21 protein-coding genes are annotated in these 23,162 nt (G+C 39.8%); all 21 read left to right on the forward strand.

Features of this window, described 5'->3' with window-relative positions; all coding sequences use genetic code 11:
- Positions 1 to 127 precede the first annotated feature (127 nt).
- On the forward strand, positions 128 to 886 hold the full coding sequence (locus K7887_RS09910) for a ClpP family protease (RefSeq protein WP_223493368.1): 759 nt from the start codon (positions 128 to 130) through the stop codon (positions 884 to 886).
- On the forward strand, positions 883 to 1,095 hold the full coding sequence (locus K7887_RS09915; protein ID WP_223493369.1) for a YlzJ-like family protein: 213 nt from the start codon (positions 883 to 885) through the stop codon (positions 1,093 to 1,095). Before K7887_RS09910 ends, K7887_RS09915 begins: the two co-directional genes overlap by 4 nt.
- A gap of 112 nt (positions 1,096 to 1,207) precedes the next feature.
- Positions 1,208 to 3,553, forward strand: coding sequence for a DNA translocase FtsK (locus K7887_RS09920; protein ID WP_223493370.1), 2,346 nt, complete (start codon positions 1,208 to 1,210; stop codon positions 3,551 to 3,553).
- Positions 3,554 to 3,743: 190 nt separating this feature from the next.
- Positions 3,744 to 4,469 carry a GntR family transcriptional regulator gene (locus tag K7887_RS09925; RefSeq protein WP_223493371.1) on the forward strand — a complete coding sequence of 242 codons (726 nt, stop codon included), beginning with the start codon at positions 3,744 to 3,746 and terminating at the stop codon, positions 4,467 to 4,469.
- 208 nt (positions 4,470 to 4,677) lie between these two features.
- Positions 4,678 to 5,958, forward strand: a complete 1,281-nt coding sequence (gene yfmF, locus K7887_RS09930; protein ID WP_223493372.1) for an EF-P 5-aminopentanol modification-associated protein YfmF — start codon at positions 4,678 to 4,680, stop codon at positions 5,956 to 5,958.
- 3 nt (positions 5,959 to 5,961) lie between these two features.
- Entirely contained in the window at positions 5,962 to 7,245 is a 1,284-nt protein-coding gene (gene yfmH / locus K7887_RS09935; protein WP_223493373.1) for an EF-P 5-aminopentanol modification-associated protein YfmH, read from the forward strand.
- A 63-nt stretch (positions 7,246 to 7,308) separates the two neighbouring features.
- Positions 7,309 to 8,025, forward strand: coding sequence for an elongation factor P 5-aminopentanone reductase (gene ymfI / locus K7887_RS09940; protein WP_223493374.1), 717 nt, complete (start codon positions 7,309 to 7,311; stop codon positions 8,023 to 8,025).
- A 70-nt stretch (positions 8,026 to 8,095) separates the two neighbouring features.
- Positions 8,096 to 8,353: a DUF3243 domain-containing protein gene (locus K7887_RS09945; RefSeq protein WP_010193278.1), complete on the forward strand. Its 258-nt coding sequence runs from the start codon at positions 8,096 to 8,098 to the stop codon at positions 8,351 to 8,353.
- A gap of 139 nt (positions 8,354 to 8,492) precedes the next feature.
- Entirely contained in the window at positions 8,493 to 9,284 is a 792-nt protein-coding gene (locus K7887_RS09950; protein ID WP_010193276.1) for a DUF3388 domain-containing protein, read from the forward strand.
- 21 nt (positions 9,285 to 9,305) lie between these two features.
- A complete protein-coding gene (locus K7887_RS09955; RefSeq protein ID WP_223493375.1) occupies positions 9,306 to 10,208 on the forward strand; it encodes a helix-turn-helix domain-containing protein in 903 nt (300 codons plus the stop codon).
- A gap of 147 nt (positions 10,209 to 10,355) precedes the next feature.
- Positions 10,356 to 10,940, forward strand: coding sequence for a CDP-diacylglycerol--glycerol-3-phosphate 3-phosphatidyltransferase (gene pgsA / locus K7887_RS09960; RefSeq protein ID WP_223493376.1), 585 nt, complete (start codon positions 10,356 to 10,358; stop codon positions 10,938 to 10,940).
- Positions 10,941 to 10,964: 24 nt separating this feature from the next.
- Complete coding sequence (locus K7887_RS09965) at positions 10,965 to 12,209, forward strand: competence/damage-inducible protein A (protein WP_223493377.1); 1,245 nt, start codon at positions 10,965 to 10,967, stop codon at positions 12,207 to 12,209.
- Positions 12,210 to 12,522: 313 nt separating this feature from the next.
- Entirely contained in the window at positions 12,523 to 13,563 is a 1,041-nt protein-coding gene (recA, locus tag K7887_RS09970; protein WP_223493378.1) for a recombinase RecA, read from the forward strand.
- 303 nt (positions 13,564 to 13,866) lie between these two features.
- Positions 13,867 to 15,429 (forward strand): ribonuclease Y, encoded by a 1,563-nt coding sequence (rny, locus tag K7887_RS09975; protein WP_317849253.1) that lies wholly within the window; start codon positions 13,867 to 13,869, stop codon positions 15,427 to 15,429.
- 102 nt (positions 15,430 to 15,531) lie between these two features.
- Complete coding sequence (locus K7887_RS09980) at positions 15,532 to 16,326, forward strand: TIGR00282 family metallophosphoesterase (protein WP_223493625.1); 795 nt, start codon at positions 15,532 to 15,534, stop codon at positions 16,324 to 16,326.
- Positions 16,327 to 16,473: 147 nt separating this feature from the next.
- Positions 16,474 to 16,734 carry a stage V sporulation protein SpoVS gene (gene spoVS / locus K7887_RS09985; protein WP_010193268.1) on the forward strand — a complete coding sequence of 87 codons (261 nt, stop codon included), beginning with the start codon at positions 16,474 to 16,476 and terminating at the stop codon, positions 16,732 to 16,734.
- 92 nt (positions 16,735 to 16,826) lie between these two features.
- Positions 16,827 to 17,765: a dipeptidase gene (locus K7887_RS09990; RefSeq protein ID WP_223493626.1), complete on the forward strand. Its 939-nt coding sequence runs from the start codon at positions 16,827 to 16,829 to the stop codon at positions 17,763 to 17,765.
- A gap of 255 nt (positions 17,766 to 18,020) precedes the next feature.
- The gene (locus tag K7887_RS09995; RefSeq protein WP_317849246.1) at positions 18,021 to 19,757 is read left to right on the forward strand and encodes a 2-oxoacid:acceptor oxidoreductase subunit alpha; all 1,737 of its coding nucleotides are present in this window, start codon (positions 18,021 to 18,023) and stop codon (positions 19,755 to 19,757) included.
- Positions 19,758 to 20,624 carry a 2-oxoacid:ferredoxin oxidoreductase subunit beta gene (locus tag K7887_RS10000; RefSeq protein ID WP_223493380.1) on the forward strand — a complete coding sequence of 289 codons (867 nt, stop codon included), beginning with the start codon at positions 19,758 to 19,760 and terminating at the stop codon, positions 20,622 to 20,624. It abuts the gene before it with no gap.
- Positions 20,625 to 20,836: 212 nt separating this feature from the next.
- Positions 20,837 to 21,877, forward strand: coding sequence for an L-threonine 3-dehydrogenase (gene tdh, locus K7887_RS10005; RefSeq protein WP_223493381.1), 1,041 nt, complete (start codon positions 20,837 to 20,839; stop codon positions 21,875 to 21,877).
- Positions 21,878 to 21,898: 21 nt separating this feature from the next.
- Positions 21,899 to 23,077, forward strand: coding sequence for a glycine C-acetyltransferase (locus tag K7887_RS10010; protein WP_223493382.1), 1,179 nt, complete (start codon positions 21,899 to 21,901; stop codon positions 23,075 to 23,077).
- Positions 23,078 to 23,162 lie beyond the last annotated feature (85 nt).

A 23,162-nucleotide genomic window follows, 5' to 3' on the forward strand; every position in this document is an offset into this window, starting at 1 on the left:
CCGCAATGTGGCAGTTAATGTCATGTTGCGGGTTTTGTTTTTCTTATGATTGCGAATGAAAAATTGCATCGCGTCAATACTATATTAGAGAAAACTAATTTAGTAAGGGACGGAAGGAGATTGTCGCATGTCTGATTTTACATACCAGTCATCGGATCAACCACAAGGAGAGCCTAACAAGCAGGATGCAGGGAAGGATTCCTTAGTAAATAAAATTCAGCAGCTTGGTCAAACAAATGTCGCACAAATGCCACCTGACTCCAAAATACATTGTCTTACCATAGTGGGTCAAATTGAGGGGCACGTCCAATTACCTCCTCAAAATAAAACAACCAAATATGAACATGTCATTCCTCAAATTGTTGCCATTGAGCAAAATCCGAATATCGAAGGCCTGTTAGTGATTTTAAATACGGTAGGTGGAGATGTTGAAGCGGGATTGGCTATTTCTGAAATGCTAGCTTCCTTGTCAAAGCCAACTGTCTCCCTTGTCCTTGGTGGCGGACATTCAATTGGTGTACCTATTGCGGTTTCTTGTGATTATTCCTTTATTGCGGAAACGGCCACAATGACTATTCACCCTGTTCGTTTGACAGGTTTGGTGATTGGAGTACCCCAAACCTTTGAGTACCTCGATAAAATGCAAGATAGAGTCATTAATTTTGTAACCAAGAACTCAGGCATTCCTGAAGAGAAGTTCAAGGAATTGATGCTCTCCAAAGGTAATCTCACCCGAGATATTGGTACCAATGTAGTTGGGGCAGATGCAGTGGAGTACGGATTGATTGATCAAGTAGGTGGAGTAGGAGAAGCAATCCGCAAGCTGAACGAGATGGTAGAGGCGAATAATCAAGATAAACCGCAAGAAGGGAAGATGCTGCAATGATTCTCTATACGACCATGCCTCAGGAATTAATTTTTCCAGTGGAAAATGGAGAATATGAAAAGCAACGTGTAATAGATTTCAACGGCGTTTCCTTGGTTGTTCAGCAAACAGACATGAACGCCTATCAAATTGTCCGGAACTTAAGTACAGATCCCGCACATTATCTTAATAGCGAGTATTCTCCTGGACAAACGATTAATTTTCTTTAACACCGTTTCAAGAGTAAGGCCTTATGATATAATACAAGCATCAGAGGAAAAAGCAGCCAGTATATGTTGGCTGCTTTCGTCTTCTCATTATGGTCAGATAGGTGAGAATTATATGTCAAAACGAAAAAAGAGACAAAGAAAAACCAAAAACCGGGATGAATGGAAACGCACAGTCACCTTCGAAGTAATGGGGCTGCTGTTGTTGGCCATTACATGTATAGCGATTGCCAAACTTGGTATGGTAGGACAAACCTTTGTTCTATTATTTCGTTTTTTTAGTGGAGAATGGTATATGCTCATGCTTCTTGGGCTATTGCTCTTATCAGGATATATCATCTGGAAAAGAGAGTTGCCTACCTTCTTCTCAAGGCAATTGGTTGGTGTGTACGTTATTATGATGTCTGTTTTATTACTTAGCCATGTTACTCTGTTTAGAATGTTGTCACGCGGAGGCTCATTTGCTGATCCTTCTGTTATCGGCAATACATGGGAGCTTTTCTGGCTGGAAGTCAACGGAGAAACAAGCACAACAGACCTTGGCGGCGGAATGATGGGAGCAATACTATTTGCCCTGTTCCATCTGCTATTTGATGCAAGAGGTGCACAGTGGATTGCCATGATATTCATCGTAATTGGTATCATATTAGTCACTGGAAAATCCCTCAATGACACGGTAATCAAAGTTGCTGCAGGCTTATTCGGATTCGCGAAAAACCAATGGCTTGCATTTATGGAAGATATGAAAGGTTGGAAAGAGGATAGCAATAAACGTAAAAAAGAGAAACAAGTAGAAGAGAAAAAGCAAAAAGCAGAGAAAAAAGAAAAAACAGAAGAAGTCCATGTTGTGGAAGATACTTCAGAAGAAATCATCTCTCCGCCAATCATTTCTTCTTTTAACGACCGAGAGTCAGAAGTAAAACAGGTGGAGACGGAACCCGCAGCATCTACAAGTGGTGACAAAGACGCTGGCCAGGAAGAAGCCGGAGAACTCATAGCAGGTCCAATGGCCTTTACGGAAGTAGAAAATAAGGAATATGTTCTTCCATCGCTTGATCTTTTAAACAAGCCAATAGCGAATCATCAGACAACAGAGCATGAAAATATTTATCAGAACGCTAGAAAATTAGAAAAGACGTTTGCTAGCTTTGGTGTAAAAGCAAAAGTAACGAAGGTTCATCTCGGCCCGGCAGTTACAAAATATGAAGTATATCCTGATGTCGGTGTTAAGGTCAGCAAAATTGTAAACTTGAGTGATGATTTGGCCCTTGCACTGGCTGCCAAAGATATCCGAATTGAAGCTCCGATACCGGGTAAGTCGGCTATAGGAATTGAAGTGCCTAATAATGAAGTCGCAATGGTATCCTTAAGAGAAGTTTTAGATACCAAACAGGCCGAAAAGCCGGATGCGAAGTTATTAATAGGCTTAGGTCGTGATATTTCTGGAGATTCCGTCGTGGCAGAGCTTAATAAAATGCCCCATCTTCTTGTGGCCGGAGCAACAGGAAGTGGTAAAAGTGTCTGTATTAACGGAATCATCACTAGTATTTTAGTGCGTGCAAAGCCACATGAAGTGAAAATGATGATGATTGACCCGAAAATGGTAGAGTTGAACATGTATAACGGGGTACCTCATCTTTTGGCACCAGTTGTAACAGATCCTAAAAAGGCTTCTCAAGCACTGAAGAAAGTTGTAAATGAAATGGAACGTCGTTATGAGCTGTTTTCCCACACGGGTACAAGGAATATCGAGGGTTATAATGACTACATAAAAAGACACAACCAGGACGAAGAAGCCAAACAGCCATCCTTACCATACATTGTCGTAATCGTGGATGAGCTTGCCGACTTAATGATGGTCGCTTCCTCCGATGTGGAAGACTGTATTACAAGGCTTGCCCAGATGGCTCGTGCAGCAGGAATACATCTGATTATTGCCACACAACGACCGTCTGTTGATGTTATCACAGGGGTAATCAAGGCGAATATCCCTTCTAGAATAGCCTTTAGCGTTTCATCTCAAACAGACTCTAGAACAATTCTGGATATGGGAGGAGCGGAAAAACTTCTTGGTAGAGGGGACATGCTGTTTCTGCCGGTTGGAGCTTCCAAACCTATAAGGGTACAGGGGGCATTCTTATCCGATGAAGAGGTCGAGCGGATAGTAGACTTTGTCATCGATCAGCAGAAGGCACAATATCAAGAGGAAATGATTCCTCAAGATATCAATGAAGAAGTGGAAGAAGTGGATGATGACCTTTATGATGATGCAGTGCAGCTTGTATTAGAGATGCAAACTGCCTCTGTATCTATGCTTCAACGTCGCTTCCGCATCGGTTACACAAGAGCTGCAAGACTTATCGACGCCATGGAAGTAAGAGGAGTAGTAGGTCCCTATGAGGGCAGTAAACCACGAACAGTTTTAGTATCTGGAAACCAAAGTGAAGATGTTGGTTCATAATAAGCGATCGAAAAAGGCGGCTATCAAAAGCCGTCTTTTATTTTTATTAATGGAAAAATCTATAAAACGCTTACTTTTTCGACAAAAAACATTAATTTCTATTTATTTTACCCCCAAAAAGTGTTATATTATTTTGGATTAATAGGAAAACATGAAAAGTGTTTTGTAAACGGTTAATGGGGGATCAGTTATGACGATTCGGTCAGACAGCAGACATTTGTATTTACTAGTTGTAGACAAATTAAAGCAAGATATTGAGAACAAGGTGTATAAAGAAAAAGAAAAACTACCTTCCGAATTCGAATTGTCTCGACGTCTAGGGGTTAGCAGAGCAACATTGAGAGAAGCTTTACGTGTATTGGAAGAAGAAAATATTGTCGTCAGAAGACACGGTGTCGGAACATTTGTTAATTCCAAACCGGTATTCTCATCAGGAATCGAACAGCTAAATTCTGTAACGGAAATGATCTCACAAGCTGGAATGAAACCGGGGACGGTCTTTTTAACTTCCACCATCGAAGCACCAAGCGAGGAAGAGTTAATTAAATTCAATAATAAAGAAATCAGTGAAGTCCTTCACTTTGAGCGTGTACGAACAGCCAATGATCTTCCGGTTGTTTACTGTATTGATAAAATTCCTACCACGATTGTAGAAGACTATCAATCCTATAAGAACGAGTCTCTCTTGAAACTTCTTGAAAAAGAAGCGGGAAGATATATTTCTTATGCTGTGACACATATCGAACCAATCGGTTATCATGATAAAATTTCACCGATTCTTGAATGCGAACCTGAGACGGCATTGCTCGTTTTAAAACAGATGCATTATGATCAAAATGACGAACCAATTCTCTACTCACTCAACTACTTTAGAGCAGACAAATTCAGCTTCCATGTTTTAAGAAAGCGTCCATAGTGATTTCGGAACACCACAATTTGTGGTGTTTTTATTTTGAGCTTTCTCTGGGCTATCTGACTTGTAAATCTTTCTAATTTAACGTTATATTGGGTTTAGGACTATTTTTTGAACGTTATAGAAAGAATAGTACTGTCTATATTTTTATACGATTAACTAACAGGATGAAAATTTGTTATGTCCGCATCAAAGTAAAGGAGGAGATTTCTTGAAACTAGTTGATGAAAGAACGTACACACTTAATGGAATCAACGTTCACACTATTCCGACCAATAAATTCAAAACGAATACTATTGTATTGAAAGTAAAGGCTCCGTTATCAGAAGAGGATGTAACGGTTCGTGCTATATTGCCGTATGTCCTTCAGAACGCGACAGAGTCCCATCCGCAACCTTCCCAATTCAGGGCATATCTTGATGAATTATATGGTGCCAGCCTTGCTGTGGACCTTAGCAAAAAAGGCGAAGATCACATCATATCCATAAGATTAGAGATTGCCAATGAAAAGTTTCTAAAAGATTCAACACCACTCCTTGAAAAAGGGATTGAACTGTTAAGTGAAGTGCTATTAAAACCAGTAACGGAAGGAAATGGTTTTAAATCTGCCACAGTGGATAAAGAAAAAAGGGCATTAAAGCAAAGAATTCAATCTGTATACGATGATAAAATGCGTTATGCAAGCCAGCGTCTTATCGAGGAAATGTGTGCAGCGGAACCTTACCGCCTGAGTGCTAATGGTGAAAAGGAAAAAGTAGATGCCATAACTTCAGAATCCCTTTACAGTTATTATCAAAACATGTTAAAAACAAATGATATACATCTTTATTTCGTTGGAGATATAAAAGAGGAAGAAGTAGACGAATATGTCAAAAAGTACTTTGTATTGCCTGATCAGGACAACAAAGTAACCTCTTCCATCACTCAGCCTAATAAAGAAATGAAAGAACCGAACGAAGTCATAGAGCGCCAGGATATTAAACAAGGTAAACTAAATATCGGATACAGAACAAATGTTACATTCAAAGACGACCTATACTATGCTTTGCAAGTTTTTAATGGCATCTTTGGCGGCTTTTCTCATTCTAAACTCTTTATTAATGTGAGGGAAAAGGAAAGCTTAGCCTATTATGCTGCGTCACGAGTGGAAAGTCATAAAGGTTTGTTACTTGTCATGTCCGGCATCGACTTTTCCAATTACGAAAAAGCGGTAACCATCATTAATCAGCAGATTGAAGCGATGAAGCAAGGGGAATATACAGAAGGGGAAATTTCCCAGACGAAAGCCGTCATTAAAAATCAAATTCTTGAAACAATTGATACAGCAAGAGGATTGATTGAAGTCCTGTACAATAATGAAGTGTCAGAAGCTGATAAACCAATTGAAGCATTTCTTGAAGGTGTAGAGAATGTTACAAAAGAGGAAATCCAGGAAGTTGCGCAGATGATTGAACTTGATACCACCTACTTTTTGACTGGGAAGGAGGCGTGAAAGATGGAAAAAATCGAATTTAAACAACTGGAAGAAAACTTATATCACGAAACGCTAGACAACGGATTAGAAGTATACCTTTTACCGAAATCTGGTTTTCATAAAACATATGCTACTTTTACGACCAAGTACGGCTCGATAGATAATAAATTCGTACCACTTGGTGAGGACAATTATGTATCAGTACCTGATGGAATCGCTCATTTTTTAGAGCATAAGCTTTTTGAAAAAGAGCATGGGGACGTTTTCCAAGATTTCAGTAAACAGGGTGCTTCTGCCAATGCCTTTACATCTTTTACTAGAACGGCCTATCTATTCTCAAGTACATCAAATGTAGAAAAAAATCTTGAAACCTTGATGGACTTTGTTCAAGCTCCGTATTTTACGGAAAAAACAGTGGAGAAAGAAAAAGGAATTATCGGGCAGGAGATAACGATGTATGAGGATAATGCCGATTGGCGTGCCTACTTCGGATTGATTGAAAGCATGTTCCATACTCATCCTGTTAAAATAGATATTGCAGGCACCATTGATTCCATCTCAAAGATTACAAAAGATCTTTTATACACTTGCTATGAGACCTTTTACCATCCGAGCAACATGCTCTTATTCGTGGTTGGACCAATGGATACCTCAGAGATGATGCAATTTATCAAAGATAATCAAGCAAAGAAAACATTTAAAGAGAAAGAAGAAATAAAACGTCAATTTGATGAAGAACCAACATCTGTGAACGAAAAGAAGAAAGTATTAAAAATGAATGTCCATACATCTAAGTGTATGGTTGGGATAAAAGAGTCTAATCCAACGAAACAAGGACCGGAACTTCTCAAGCATGAACTGACAGTGAACATACTCCTCGACCTTCTGTTCGGGAAAAGTTCCGATCACTACCAAAAGCTTTATGATGACGGTCTGATTGATGAAACTTTTGCTTATGATTATACTGGAGAAAATGGATTTGGCTTTGCGATGCTTGGCGGAGATACTGCAGAACCAGACAAATTAGCTGAAAGAGTACAAAAAATACTGCTTCAATTTGATCCGAATTCCATTGAAGAACAAGAACTGGAACGAATTAAAAAGAAAAAAATCGGTTCTTTCCTGAGAGCACTTAACTCACCTGAGTTTATTGCTAACCAATTTACCAGGTATGCTTTTAATAACATGGACCTTTTTGAGGTCACACCTCAACTTGAGAAAATAACACTTGAAGACCTAAAAGCCGTTGCTAAGGACTTTATCAAAGAAGAAGCATTTACAACGTGCCAAGTTGTGCCAAAATAAAGATACAACGAAGTCCGGTTCGAGGCTATTCGAACCGGCTTCTTTTTATAAAGGGTGATATAAATGAACAGAACAGCACTATTAATAGGAGCGAGTGGAGATATCGGAAGAGAAATAGCAAGAACTCTACTGAAGGAAGGTTACACAACCTACCTCCACTATTACCGGGATAAACAATCTATACATAAGCTGCAGAATGAATTTGGCGATGAAAAGGTTATTCCCATACAATCAGACTTGACCACCGATGATGGAGTGCAAAAGCTCAAAAACAGCACTTATACATTTGTTGATACCATTATCTATAATGCAGGTACTACCTTTTATGGATTGATGACAGACATCGATGAACAAACAAAGCAACAAATGATACAACTTAACATAACATCATTATATTCAACCATCCAAGCTTTTCTTCCGGAAATGGTGAAAAAGAGAAATGGCAATATTGTCGTGGTATCTTCGATCTGGGGGGAGATAGGGGCTTCATGTGAAGTGCTTTATTCGATGGCAAAAGGTGCACAAATTTCTTTTGTAAAGGCGTTGGCCAAAGAAGTAGCCTTGAATGGCATTAGAGTAAATGCAATAGCACCAGGAGCGGTATCAACAAAAATGCTCAATAATCTATCCGAAGAAGAAAAACAGGAGATTAGTGAGGATATTCCAATGGGTAGATTAGCTCAACCGTATGAAATTGCCGATTCTGTAAGCTTTTTGCTTTCAGATAGGTCCTCTTATATTACCGGGCAAGTACTGGGTGTAAATGGCGGATGGAATTAACAAACCATGAATAAATCAGGCAGGAGCATCGCATACTAACTCTTGAACAAATGTGGAAGGAGGAGTTAATATGTCAGTACTTGATAACTGGGATCAATGGAAAGGTTTTTTAGGTGACCGTCTTAATCATGCAGAGCATGAAGGAATGGACAATGGTGCTATTTCTCAACTTGCTTATGAAATCGGTGACTATCTTGCAAAAGAAGTAGAAGCGAAAAACCCTCAAGAGAGAGTTTTAGCTGACCTTTGGAAAGTTGCAAGTCCAGAAGAACAACATGCAATTGCCAATATGATGGTAAAATTGGTTCAAAACGACTCAACGCATTAAGAGAGGCCTCTACCTCTCTTTTTTTGTTTGCCAAAATTCGAGATTATTCACAAGTAATTACTTTCTTATTAAAGAAATATTGGATATGATAGAAGTAACATACAGCAGAACGAATAGTTAGAGAGGGTGAAGGGGTTTGATGGAGAAAAAAGAGTGGTATTTAGAATATGAAATACATATCAATAGGCCAGGGCTACTTGGGGACATCGCATCCCTTTTAGGTATGCTGTCCATCAATATCGTAACAATCAACGGTGTGGATGATGCAAGAAGGGGAATGTTATTGCTCAGTGATTCAAATGAGCAAATAGTCCGTCTTGAATCTATCTTGAATACAATGGATAATATAACTGTTACAAAGCTGCGTGAGCCTAAATTGCGCGATCGCTTGGCTGTGCGACATGGAAGATACATACAGAGGGATGCAGACGATAAAAAAACGTTCCGCTTTGTACGTGATGAATTAGGTTTATTGGTTGATTTCCTTGCCGAACTTTTCAAACAGGACGGTCACAAGCTAATTGGAATCAGGGGGATGCCGCGTGTAGGCAAAACGGAATCAATCGTTGCTTCTAGTGTATGTGCTAACAAAAGATGGTTATTTGTATCAAGTACGTTGCTAAAACAAACCATCCGAAGTCAATTGATTGAAGATGAATATAATGTGGACAACCTATTTATTATTGATGGTATTGTATCAACCAAAAGGGCAAATGAAAAACATTGGCAGCTTATTCGTGAAATAATGCGAATATCTGCTGTAAAAGTGGTTGAACATCCTGATATTTTCGTGCAAAATACAGAATATAAACTAGATGATTTCGATTATATTATTGAACTTAGAAATAATGAAGATGAAGAAATCACCTACGATGTGGTGCAACCAAATAATATGTTTGATGAGAATCCTTTCGGGGGTTTTGATTTCTAAAAATGTTGGAAGGTGTAATTGTTGACAGAACTAGGTAATAGATTGAAACAGGCAAGAGAAGAAAAAGGCTTGTCACTTGAAGATTTACAAACCATTACAAAAATTCAAAAAAGATACTTAATTGGAATAGAAGAAGGGAATTATTCCATCATGCCGGGTCAATTTTATGCCCGTGCGTTTATCAGACAATACTCTGAAGCAGTTGGGCTTGATCCGGAACTTATCTTTGAGGAATACCAAAACGATATACCTGCTAATGACAAAGATGAAATCCCTCAGTTGTCGAGAGTGAAAACCCGAAAACAGGTACCAACGTCGTCCAAAAACACAAAGGTATTTAATTTTATCCCTAAAGTATTAATGTTTTTAGCATTTGTTGCAGTGGTTGCCATCATCTATGTGCTTTTTCAGAACTGGGGTGTAGGGAGCTCTTCTGACACTCAGCAGGATAACAAGAATGTAGTCTTTGAACCTGCAGAAACAGAAAATGAAGGCTCATCCGGAAACGAAACAGAAGAAGCTGATGAAGAAGAGCCAGAACAGACTGAGGAACCAGCGGAAGAAGAGCCTGTCGAAGAAAAACCGACAACAGGCACTTTGACAGAAGTAAGTTCAAACAGTCCGAATGCGATCTTGGAACTAAAAGATACGGATAAGTTTGAAGTGGAAATCGCTGCAGACGGTGGAAACACTTGGGTGGGAGTCGACAATGCATCGGGAGAGTACTTCCTTAACAAAGAGCTAAAAGACGGAGAGTCGGAAACAATCGACTTATCATCAGAAAAAGAGATACTATTTAATGTAGGTTGGGTACCGGCTACCAAAATTAAGATTAACGGGGAAGCATTTGAATTCCCTTTCCCGGTTAAAGACGTAACAACACAGAAAGTCACTATTAAATTTGTATCAAATGGTCAACAATAAAGTCATCAGGATGATGGCTTTTTTTGTACAGACCTTTAGGATGATGCTTTTAACAGAGCAAATAATCGACCTAAAACCCTTAAGCAAACATTAGACAAACCTGTATATTTTATGTATAGTGGAAAAGCAATATTGAATGCTGGAGGAATGAACGTGAATTTACCTAACAAAATTACTGTTTCAAGAATTTTTATGATTCCTATCTTTATGATTCTAATGCTTGCACCATTGAATTGGGGAGAACTTGCCATTGGAGATGAGTCCATCCCATACACACATCTTCTTGCTGCACTTATTTTTATCATAGCATCCATCACCGACTGGGTAGATGGTTATTATGCAAGAAAACTGAACCTTGTTACCAACCTTGGAAAGTTCCTAGACCCACTTGCAGATAAGCTTTTGGTGTCGGCAGCATTGATTGCACTTGTCGAGTTGCAATTGGCTCCAGCATGGATTGTCATTGTCATCATCAGCAGAGAATTCGCTGTCACCGGTCTGCGTCTAGTGTTAGCTGGTGAAGGGGAAGTTGTTGCGGCGAACATGTTAGGCAAGATCAAAACATGGGCCCAAATTATTGCGGTATCCGCACTTCTATTACATAACTTGCCATTTGAATTAATTGGCTTCCCATTTGCTACTATTGCATTATGGATAGCAATGATTTTCACCATTTACTCAGGTTGGGATTATTTCTACAAAAACAGACAAGCATTTGTTAATTCTAAATAACTTGCATTAAAAGGGGAGAGTACCATGATCAGAAATGCAGAGATTATTGCCGTTGGCTCTGAATTACTGTTGGGACAAATCTGTAATACAAATGCCCAGTTTCTTTCAAAGCAGCTTGCCGAGTTGGGAATCAACGTCTTTTATCATACGGTAGTCGGAGATAACCCTTCTAGACTTGAAGAAGTAATAACAACAGCAAAACAACGGTCAAATCTTCTAATATTCACCGGAGGACTTGGCCCGACTAAAGATGACCTGACAAAGGAAACAATTGCCAAGGTACTTGATAAACAATTGGTCATGGATGAAGAAGCTCTGACCAACATTCAGGATTATTATAAAAAATCACAACGTGTGATGAGTGAAAACAATAAAAAGCAAGCCCTTGTTTTAGAAGGCTCCTCTATTTTGGTAAACGAATTTGGAATGGCCCCGGGGATGGCGTTGACTGAAGGTTCACATACATACATGCTTTTACCTGGTCCACCTAAAGAACTTCAACCAATGTTTTCAGTCCATGGCAGAGAATACCTGCTAGATAAGCTTGGAGCAAAAGAGCAGATCGTCTCCAAAGTCCTTCGCTTTTTTGGTATTGGCGAATCACAATTGGAAACAGATATTGAAGATATCATTGACAAACAGACAAATCCGACCATTGCTCCGCTAGCAGGGGACAATGAGGTTACACTAAGATTAACCGCTAAGCACCAATCAATGGTCGAAGCAAATCGTTTAATAGATCAATACGAAAAAGAAATCTTGGATAGAGTGGGAGAATTCTTTTTTGGATATGACGAAGACACCATTTACTCCGTACTATTTGAAAAAATCCAAAAGTCCCACTACACTCTGAGCAGTGCCGAGAGTCTTACCGGCGGTTTGTTCTCTGAGAAGATGACAAGCTTCACCGGTGCTTCCGAAGTGATTGAAGGTGCCATAGTCAGTTATACTAATAGCGTGAAGGAAAATGTTCTTGGAGTTAAAAAACAAACACTTGAAACAGATGGAGCAGTAAGTGAGCAGACTGCAAAAGAAATGGCAATCGGCGTGAAAAAATTGCTGCAAACAGATATCGGTATCAGTTTTACAGGAGTTGCAGGTCCTGGAACGATGGATAATCAACCTGTTGGTACAGTGTTTATCGGAATTGCACTTCCGAACGGAGAAACTACCGTTCATAAAATTCATCTAGCAGGAACGAGAGACGGCATAAGACATAGATCAGCAAAATATGGCTGCCACTATCTACTGAAAGAATTGTTTAAGTAGTTGAAGGAGACTTCAGCTGCTTTTCTTTTTGGGTGTGGTCTACCTCCACCAGCTAGCAAACACCACCCATTCTTACCCCAAGCCCCAAACAAAAATTTAAACCAAAAAACTAATTTTGTATTTTCGCCAAAATTCCACCCAGAAAATCCTCTTTTCCACTTAGAACAAATTCATTATTTTGCGCCAAAATCTAACTGTAAAAAAACCGAATGGATGTTCGTTTTTTGGTTGCCAAACGAATTGAAAAAGGGTATAGTAAGAGTAGTTAAAAGATACTAATCATTTAGTTTAATAGATAAGAGGAGGAAATTGTGTGAGTGATCGTAAAGCGGCTTTAGATATGGCGTTAAAACAGATAGAAAAGCAATTCGGAAAAGGTTCCATTATGAAATTAGGGGAACAAACAGAACGTAAGATTTCCACTATTCCAAGTGGATCGTTGGCATTGGACGTTGCATTGGGTGCCGGCGGATATCCTCGAGGCAGAGTGGTAGAAATATATGGTCCGGAATCTTCCGGTAAAACAACTGTTGCCCTTCATGCTATCGCTGAAGTACAACAACAAGGCGGACAAGCTGCGTTTATCGATGCGGAGCATGCGTTGGATCCAGTATACGCGCAAAAACTTGGCGTAAACATTGATGAGCTTCTTCTTTCTCAACCAGATACTGGTGAGCAAGCATTAGAAATCGCAGAGGCTCTTGTAAGAAGTGGTGCGGTTGACATTATCGTTGTCGATTCTGTAGCTGCCCTAGTACCTAAAGCGGAAATCGAAGGGGAAATGGGAGACTCCCACGTTGGTCTTCAAGCTCGTTTAATGTCCCAAGCTCTTCGTAAACTTTCAGGTGCCATCAATAAATCAAAAACCATTGCTATTTTCATCAACCAGATTCGTGAAAAAGTCGGGGTAATGTTTGGTAACCCGGAAACGACTCCTGGTGGCCGTGCCTTGAAATTCTACTCTTCCGTACGTTTAGAAGTGCGTCGTGCAGAGCAGTTGAAACAAGGTCATGACATTGTCGGGAATAAAACAAAGATTAAAGTTGTGAAAAATAAAATAGCTCCTCCTTTCAAAGTAGCTGAAGTGGATATCATGTACGGTGAAGGTATCTCAAGAGAAGGGGAAGTAATTGATATGGGCTCCGATTTGGATATTGTCCAAAAAAGTGGTTCATGGTATTCCTACAATGAAGAAAGACTAGGACAAGGACGCGAAAATGCGAAGCAATTCCTAAAAGAAAACAAGGATGTCCTAAAAGAAATTCACCAGCAAATTCGTGATCACCACGGATTGGATAAAGATTTAACTGCACCAGCGGATGAAGAAATGGATCAAGAAGAACTAGATTTTTAATACCTAAACTAGGCCCTGTACATTAATACAGGGCCTAAAATTTTATAAAATTTCACTAAATTCCTAAAAAAATCATCAAAAACAGGATTAGTTTACCAAAAAGGTCATATCCTTAGCGGGACAGGCTTGACAATAATTTTTCACAGATTTACAATTAGTATGTATAATTTACATTTTGTTAGAATTTTAGAGCTATAAAAAAGCAAAAGCCCTTGAGCTGTATATTGACACACATTGTTACAATGTACATGCCGACAATGAAATCTAGCAAGAAAAAAGTTCATAGCAAGAGGAGGTGTAATGATGGATTATATGCCAATTATTATCTCCGCTTTGCTTGCCCTAATCGTCGGTGTAGTTGTTGGCTTTTATGTTCGTAAATCCATTGCAGAACAGAAGATTGCTGGCGCAAGAAGTGTCGCTGATCAAATTGTGGAAGATTCAAGACGCGAAGCTGAATCGCTTAAAAAAGAAGCACTTTTGGAAGCAAAGGACGAAATTCACAAACTTCGAACTGAAGCTGAACGTGATATTCGAGACCGTAGAAGCGAACTGCAAAAACAAGAAAATCGTTTAATGCAAAAAGAAGAGAATCTGGATCGAAAAGATGAATCGCTTGATAAACGAGAAGTAGCATTAGAAAGGCGTGAAGATTCTTTAAACGATAGACAACAGCATATTGAAGAATTAGAAAGCAAAGTGGATGATATAGTGCGTAAACAGCAAGAAGAGCTTGAACGCATTTCAGCATTAACACGAGAAGAAGCCAAACATATCATTTTGGATCGTGTTGAGAACGAATTATCCCACGACATTGCTCTTATGGTCAAAGAAAGCGAAAACAGAGCAAAAGAAGACGCGGATAAAAAGGCAAAGGAGATTCTTTCTTTAGCCGTTCAACGTTGTGCCGCAGACCATGTGGCTGAGACAACAGTATCCGTCGTTAACTTACCTAATGATGAAATGAAAGGCCGAATCATTGGTCGTGAAGGACGTAATATTCGTACTCTTGAAACACTTACTGGTATTGATTTAATTATTGATGATACGCCAGAGGCAGTTATTTTATCAGGTTTTGATCCAATCAGACGTGAAACTGCACGGATTGCTTTAGATAAGCTTGTCCAAGATGGACGTATTCACCCTGCACGTATTGAGGAAATGGTTGAAAAATCAAGACGTGAAGTAGATGAGTATATTCGTGAAATGGGCGAACAGACAACATTTGAAGTTGGTGTACATGGTCTACATCCTGATTTAATCAAGATTCTGGGACGACTGAAATTCCGTACAAGCTACGGTCAAAATGTTCTGAAGCATTCCATGGAAGTAGCATTCCTAGCAGGTCTAATGGCTGCTGAGCTTGGTGAGGATGAGACACTTGCCCGCCGTGCTGGTTTACTACATGATATTGGAAAAGCTGTCGATCATGAAGTGGAAGGAAGCCATGTGGAAATCGGAGTGGAATTGGCAACGAAGTATAAAGAACATCCAGTTGTCATTAACAGTATTGCTTCCCACCATGGTGATACAGAGCCAACTTCCATCATTGCAGTCTTGGTTGCTGCAGCAGATGCACTATCTGCGGCTAGACCAGGAGCGCGTAGTGAGACGTTGGAAAACTATATCCGCAGACTTGAAAAGTTGGAAGAGATTTCCGAAAGCTATGAAGGTGTAGAAAAGTCCTTTGCGATTCAAGCAGGACGTGAGGTTCGTATCATGGTGAAACCTGATTCCATTGACGACCTTGAGGCTCATCGATTGGCACGGGATATCCGAAAACGCATTGAAGAAGAACTGGATTATCCAGGACATATTAAAGTGACGGTCATTCGTGAAACAAGAGCCGTTGAGTATGCAAAATAAAGTGGTGCTTGCACCGCTTTATTTTTTTTCGTTCATTTGCATACGGCGCCTACATATGTAAAACTAAAAAGAGAAATTGATTGTAAGAAGGGATTAGTGATTGTGAGAATTTTATTTATCGGAGATGTAGTAGGATCACCAGGACGAAAGATGGTAAGCGAATATCTACCAAAATTAAAAAGTAAATATAGACCGGCTGTAACCATAGTAAATGGAGAAAACGCAGCGGGTGGAAAAGGAATCACCGAAAAAATCTACCAAGGGTTTTTAAAAGCTGGTGCAAACCTCGTGACCCTTGGAAATCATACATGGGACAACAGGGAGATTTTTGAATTTATTGAAGGTGCAAAGCATATGATCAGGCCGGCAAACTTTCCAAGTTCAAATCCTGGAAAAGGAATTGCCTATCTCCCATTTGAAGGAAAGGAGCTTGCGGTCATCAATCTTCAAGGCCGTACTTTTTTACCGCCAATAGATTGCCCTTTTAATAAAGTAGATGAGCTTGTAGAAGAAGCAAAGAAGAGAACACCGTTTATCTTTGTGGATTTTCATGCTGAGGCAACGAGTGAAAAGCAAGCAATAGGTTGGTATTTGGATGGAAGGGTTACGAGTGTCGTAGGAACACATACACATGTGCAAACAAATGATTATCGTATTCTTCCAGATGGCACGGCATATATTACTGATGTAGGCATGACAGGGCCTTATGACGGCATTTTAGGTGTGGATAGAGAGGCAGTGCTTAAACGATTCACGACTGCTCTGCCTGTAAGGTTTGAAGTGACAGAAGGAAGGGCCCAATTAAACGGGGTTCTAATAGACGTAGATATGAAGACAGGTAAGGCCAAGAAAATCCAGCCGCTGATGATTAATGAGGATCACCCTTTCTTTGACTAAACTAGAAGATAGAATATTTTGACGATTAAACAGCAAGTTAAGGCATATACAGAGCTCTTCCCGAATATAGTAGGAATGAAATTATTAACAATTCATTCATCTATGGATCTTTCACCATATACTGTAAATGTTAAGGAGGAGCTAGAAATGGAAATATTAAAGGTTTCAGCTAAGTCAAACCCAAATTCGGTAGCAGGGGCTTTAGCAGGGGTTTTAAGAGAGCGTGGAGGTGCCGAAATCCAAGCGATTGGGGCAGGTGCGCTTAATCAAGCAGTGAAGGCAGTTGCCATTGCTCGGGGGTTTGTTGCACCAAGTGGAGTGGATTTAATCTGTATCCCGGCATTTACAGACATTCTGATTGACGGAGAAGAAAGAACGGCGATCAAGCTGATAGTGGAGCCGAGATAAAAAATAATCGTTTACTAAACCTGTTTGCTTGTACTTGCAAACAGGTTTGTTTTATTCTAATTCAATAGTGCAGATACTTGCTGATTCAGATAATGGAGGGGCTGTTCTTGAGAATTTTTGATGCACATTGTGATGTGCTTTGGAGAATGTGGGAAAATAGGGAGATTTCATTTAAAGATAGTGAAATTTTGCATGTGACATGGGACGGATTAAAGAAGTCAGCTGCCAAGGTGCAATGTTTCGCTGTATATGTTCCTGAAAAAGTAAGGAAAGAATCTGCTTTTGATGTTGCTTTGGAAATGATCGATATCTTTTATGAAGAGATTTTGCAGAGGTTTCCTAACATGAAACTTGTTACAACTAAGAAGGATATAGCGGAACTTAAGGAAGGTCAGATAGGAGCCATTTTGACTTTAGAAGGCTGTGACGCAATAGGAACAGATTTGCAAAAATTGAGAACCTTATATCGATTAGGGATTTCATCAGTCGGGTTAACTTGGAATCACGCAAATGCTGTTGCAGATGGGATCTTAGAAGAAAGAGGTGCTGGGTTAAGTTCTTTTGGGAAAAGTGTGGTGAAACTGAACAACGACCATTTTATTTGGACAGATGTTTCCCACTTGTCTGTTAAAGGTTTTTGGGATGTGATGGAATTAGGTGAATATGTGATTGCTTCTCATTCAAATTGCAAGGATCTTTGTCATAACCCAAGAAATTTATCCGACGAACAAGTACAAGCACTTATTCAAAAGAATGGTGCAATCGGGGTCACCTTTGTCCCTCAATTCTTGTCAAAAAACACACAAGCGAGCATTACGGATATACTTCGTCATGTAGAACACTTTTGTACATTAGGTGCAGTAGATCATATAGGTTTTGGTTCAGACTTTGATGGAATTGATCAAACGGTTAAGGGTTTAGGGAGAATTGAAGATTATACTAATTTAGTGAATAGCTTATTAAAATACTATTCTGAAACAGAAGTCAGAGGGTTTTTGTTTGATAATTTTTATAAAAGGTTCCCTAAATGACCGGGGATAATGAGGGTTTTCAGCTATGCGTACTATACTGTTAAAATATCCAAATTTTTCGAAAGAAATTAATTCAAAGACTTGTATTTTTAAAAAAATAGGTCTACAATGAAAGCGTTTAGTACATATTCAGCGTTTTTTTAAGTCTGTTTTTTTATTTAAATAGGTAACTTCTAGTTATATAATGGGAATAATGCTACAATAAATATTGTACAAAATTCTGAAAACGAACGTAGTTAAAGGGGTGTAAGGCACATGATCAATCAACTTTCATGGAAAGTTGGAGGGCAACAAGGGGAAGGTATCGAAAGTACCGGTGAGATATTCTCCATTGCATTAAATCGTTTAGGCTATTACTTATATGGTTATCGCCATTTTTCTTCTCGTATTAAAGGTGGACATACGAACAACAAAATTCGTGTGAGTACGACTCAGGTCCGTTCTATTTCTGACGACCTTGATATATTAGTAGCGTTTGACCAAGAAACAATCGACGTAAACTATCATGAACTCCGCGAAGGTGGAGTGGTAATTGCAGACGCAAAGTTTAAACCAAGCATCCCTGAAGATGGGAAAGCTACATTGTACGCTGTACCATTCACTGAGATTGCAACAGAACTTGGAACATCATTGATGAAGAACATGGTTGCTGTCGGAGCGTCAAGTGCCATCCTTGATTTAGATGCGGAAGCATTCCGTGAAGTGGTGCAAGAAATTTTCGGACGCAAAGGCGAATCCATTGTTGAGAAAAACATGGAAGCAATCCGAGCAGGTGTTCAGTTCATAAAAGATCAAGCTGAAAATGTAGAAACGATGCAACTTGCAAAAGCAGACGGCAACAAACGACTATTCATGATCGGAAATGATGCAATTGCATTGGGTGCTGTAGCGGCAGGGTCTCGCTTTATGCCGGCATACCCAATTACTCCAGCTTCTGAGATCATGGAATACTTGATCAAAAAGCTTCCAAAATTCGGCGGTACTGTTATTCAAACGGAAGATGAGATTGCTGCTTGTACAATGGCGATTGGTGCCAACTATGCAGGTGTGCGTACATTGACTGCTTCTGCTGGTCCTGGACTATCCTTAATGATGGAAGCAATTGGACTTTCCGGCATGACAGAAACACCGCTTGTAGTTGTGGACACGCAACGTGGAGGACCAAGTACAGGATTACCGACAAAGATTGAGCAGTCTGATCTTATGGCGATGATCTATGGTACTCACGGAGAGATCCCGAAAGTGGTTATGGCTCCAAGTACAGTACAAGAGGCTTTCTACGATACAATCGAAGCATTTAACATTGCAGAAGAATATCAAGTACCGGTAATTCTTCTAACTGATCTTCAACTGTCTCTAGGGAAGCAATCTGTAGAAGCATTGGATTACAAAAACATTGAAATTAGACGCGGAAAGCTGGATATCAACCAGGAGCTTCCTGGAGCTGACGATAAAGCATATTTCAAACGATATGAAGTAACAGAAGATGGCGTTTCTCCTCGTGTCCTTCCTGGCATGAAGAACGGAATCCATCACGTTACTGGTGTAGAGCACGAAGAAACTGGTAAGCCTTCAGAGGTTGCAGCGAACCGTCAGGCTCAAATGGACAAGCGTCTTCGTAAATTGAATAACCTTAAGTTCAATACGCCTGTACATGTTAATGCAAAGCATGAAGAAGCAGATGTACTACTTGTTGGATTTAACTCGACACGCGGAACGATCGAAGAGGCGATGGAAAGATTGGAATTGGATGGAGTTAAAGCTAACCATGCACAAGTCCGCCTGATCCACCCGTTCCCGACAGAAGAAATCGCTCCACTGGTAAAAGCGGCTAAAAAAGTTATTGTTGTGGAATACAACGCTACTGGACAACTTGCAAACATCTTGAAAATGAATGTTGGCGAGCATGAAAAGATCCGTAGTCTCTTGAAGTATGATGGGGATCCATTCTTACCGAAAGAAATCCACACAAAATGCAAGGAGTTGTTATAAATGGCAACGTTTAAAGATTTTCGAAATAATGTAAAACCTAACTGGTGCCCTGGGTGTGGAGACTTCTCGGTACAAGCTGCCATTCAACGTGCTGCCGCAAATGTTGGTTTGGAACCAGAAAACCTTGCAGTAGTATCTGGTATAGGGTGTTCTGGACGTATTTCCGGTTACATCAATTCCTACGGTTTCCATGGTATCCATGGTCGCTCCCTACCAATCGCACAAGGTGTGAAAATGGCGAATAAAGATCTTACGGTCATCGCTTCAGGTGGAGATGGAGATGGATTTGCCATCGGTTTAGGGCATACTATCCATGCTATTCGTCGAAATATTGATGTTACATACATCGTGATGGATAACCAGATTTATGGACTAACTAAAGGACAAACTTCACCACGTAGTGAAGTAGGGTTCAAAACAAAATCAACACCACAAGGTTCCATCGAATCCTCACTGTCTGTCATGGAAATGGCATTAACGGCAGGAGCGACATTCGTAGCACAAAGTTTCTCTACTGATTTGAAAGACCTTACTTCCTTGATTGAACAAGGAATCAAACATAAAGGTTTCTCTCTAATTAACGTGTTTAGCCCGTGTGTTACATATAATAAAGTGAACACATATGACTGGTTTAAAGAAAACTTGACAAAATTGGCTGACATTGAAGGTTATGACGCTCACAACAAAGTTTCTGCGATGCAGACTTTAATGGAGCATAATGGTCTTGTAACAGGCCTGATCTATCAGAATAAGGACCAACAGTCTTATCAAGATTTGGTTCCAAATTATAGTGAAAAGCCTCTTGCAAAAGCAGATCTTCAATTAGATGAAGAACAATTTAACGCTTTAGTGAAAGAATTCATGTAATACAAAATGGAAGTCCTGGCTTAAATGCCGGGACTTTTCTTTGGTATAAGTTGTAAACGCTTTCTTTACAACAAAAAAGTTCTGGTTTTTTATCTGAGATAACCAATTGTCCTTCTGCAGTGGACACTCCGGTTTACACAAACCCTTATAGATGATACACTCTTACTAGTATTTAAGATTATAAGTTTTATTTTTATAAGGGAGTGTTCTCTGTGAATGGAAAAATGAAGGCGATCGTGAAGCATCATCGAGGATATGGTGCGGAACTTCAAATGATAGATATACCAATGATTAAAGAAGATGAAGTTTTAATAAAAGTGAAAGCAACATCCATATGTGGTACGGATGTTCATATTTATACATGGGATGAGTGGTCACAAAGCAGGGTAAACCCTCCATATGCATTCGGTCATGAATTTGCTGGTGAGATTGTTGAAGTAGGCAGCAAGGTGAACAACGTGCAATTGGGCGACCAGGTTTCCGCTGAAACGCATATCGTTTGCTACAAATGTCCACAATGCCTAAAAGGTGACTACCACATTTGTAAAGATACGAAAATTATTGGGGTAGACACTCAAGGTTGTTTTGCTGAGTATGTAGCTCTTCCTGCAGTAAATGTATGGAAAAACCCTAAAGAGATGCCATATGATGTTGCTTCTGTTCAAGAACCGATGGGAAATGCGGTCCATACGGTACTTGCAGGTGATGTAACAGGGAAAACTGTAGCAGTTATCGGTTGCGGCCCAATTGGGATTATGGCAGTAGGTGTTGCCAAAGCGGCAGGTGCTTCTCAAGTAATTGCCATCGATTTAAATGAGTATCGCTTAGATCTTGCAACGAAAATGGGTGCTACAACAGTCATCAATGCTAAAGAAGCTAATCCTGTAGAAGAAGTCATGAAATTGACAGATGGCCATGGTGTAGAAGTGGTATGTGAGATGTCAGGTCATCCAATTGCCATGAACCAAGGCTTTAAAATGATCACGAACGGCGGAAGAGTTTCCATCTTGAGCTTACCTGTCCGTCCGGTTGAACTTGACATCACTAACGATATCGTATTCAAAGGTGTTACAGTTCAAGGTATTACAGGAAGAAAAATGTATTCTACATGGCAGCAAGTATCAAGCCTACTTAAATCAGGTCAGGTTGATGTGAAACCGATGATTACCCATCACTTCCCTCTTGAGGAATTTGAAAAAGGCTTTGATTTAATGATTTCCGGTCAATGTGGTAAAGTTGTATTACATCCATAACAGTAAACAGGAGGGGTTAAGATGAAAGGTTTTGAATACCTGCAAGAAGAGTTAGATCAAATGAAAGAACAAGGTACATTTCGTAAGTTGGTACCTTTAGAGTCCGATCAGGGTTCCAAAGTTGTTATTAACGGCAAAGAAGTGATTCAGCTTTCTTCCAATAACTATTTAGGATTGACAACCCATCCTCGCTTAGTGAAAGCTGCATTAGAAGCTGTTGAAAAATACGGTGCCGGGACAGGTTCTGTGCGTACCATTGCCGGGACTTTCACCATGCATGAACAACTAGAAGAAAAGTTAGCAAAGTTTAAACATACAGAAGCAAGTCTAGTGTTCCAATCTGGATTCACTACAAACCAAGGGGTACTTTCCGCAATTCTTTCCCCAGAAGATGTAGTAATTTCTGATGCATTAAACCATGCTTCCATTATTGATGGTATCCGATTGACGAAGGCTGCGCGTAAAGTGTACAAGCATGTTGACATGGAAGATTTAGAGCGTGCTTTAAAAGAATCAAGCGAATACCGCAAACGCCTAATTGTAACGGATGGCGTATTCTCTATGGACGGAAATATTGCACCGCTTGATAAAATTGTGGAGCTTGCTGAAAAGTATGACGCTCTTGTAATGGTGGACGATGCACATGCATCTGGTGTACTAGGTGAAAACGGCCGTGGTACCGTAAATCACTTTGGATTGGATGGACGTGTGCATATTCAAGTTGGTACATTAAGTAAAGCTGTCGGCGTTCTAGGCGGATATGTAGCGAGCTCCCGTTCATTAATCGATTATCTGATTCATAAAGGGCGTCCATTCCTTTTCAGTACTTCCCATCCACCAGCGGTAACAGCTGCATGTGATGAAGCAATTCAAGTTTTACTTGAAGAGCCTGAACTTATTGAAAAGTTATGGGACAATGCCAAGTTCTTTAAAGATGGACTTATGAAGCTAGGCTTCAATACCGGCGAAAGTCAAACACCAGTTACACCTGTTATCGTGGGTGATGAAGCACTGTCTCATAAATTCTCTGATAAATTATTGGAATATGGTGTTTTTGCGCAAGGTATCGCATTCCCAACTGTTGCAAAAGGACTTGCACGTGTTAGAACGATCGTTACTGCACAACATTCTAAAGAAGAGCTGCAACAAGCACTAGATATCTTCGAAAAAGCAGGCAAAGAGCTAGGAATCATATCGTAATGATGCAAAGAGAGACACCTCATAAGTGTCTCTCTTGTTGTGTATTCGATATAAATGAGCTTGACTTTCAATTAAATATGTAGAT

Origin of the sequence: Sutcliffiella horikoshii (genome assembly GCF_019931755.1) — a bacterium.
In the GTDB taxonomy this organism is placed as follows: domain Bacteria; phylum Bacillota; class Bacilli; order Bacillales; family Bacillaceae_I; genus Sutcliffiella_A; species Sutcliffiella_A horikoshii_E.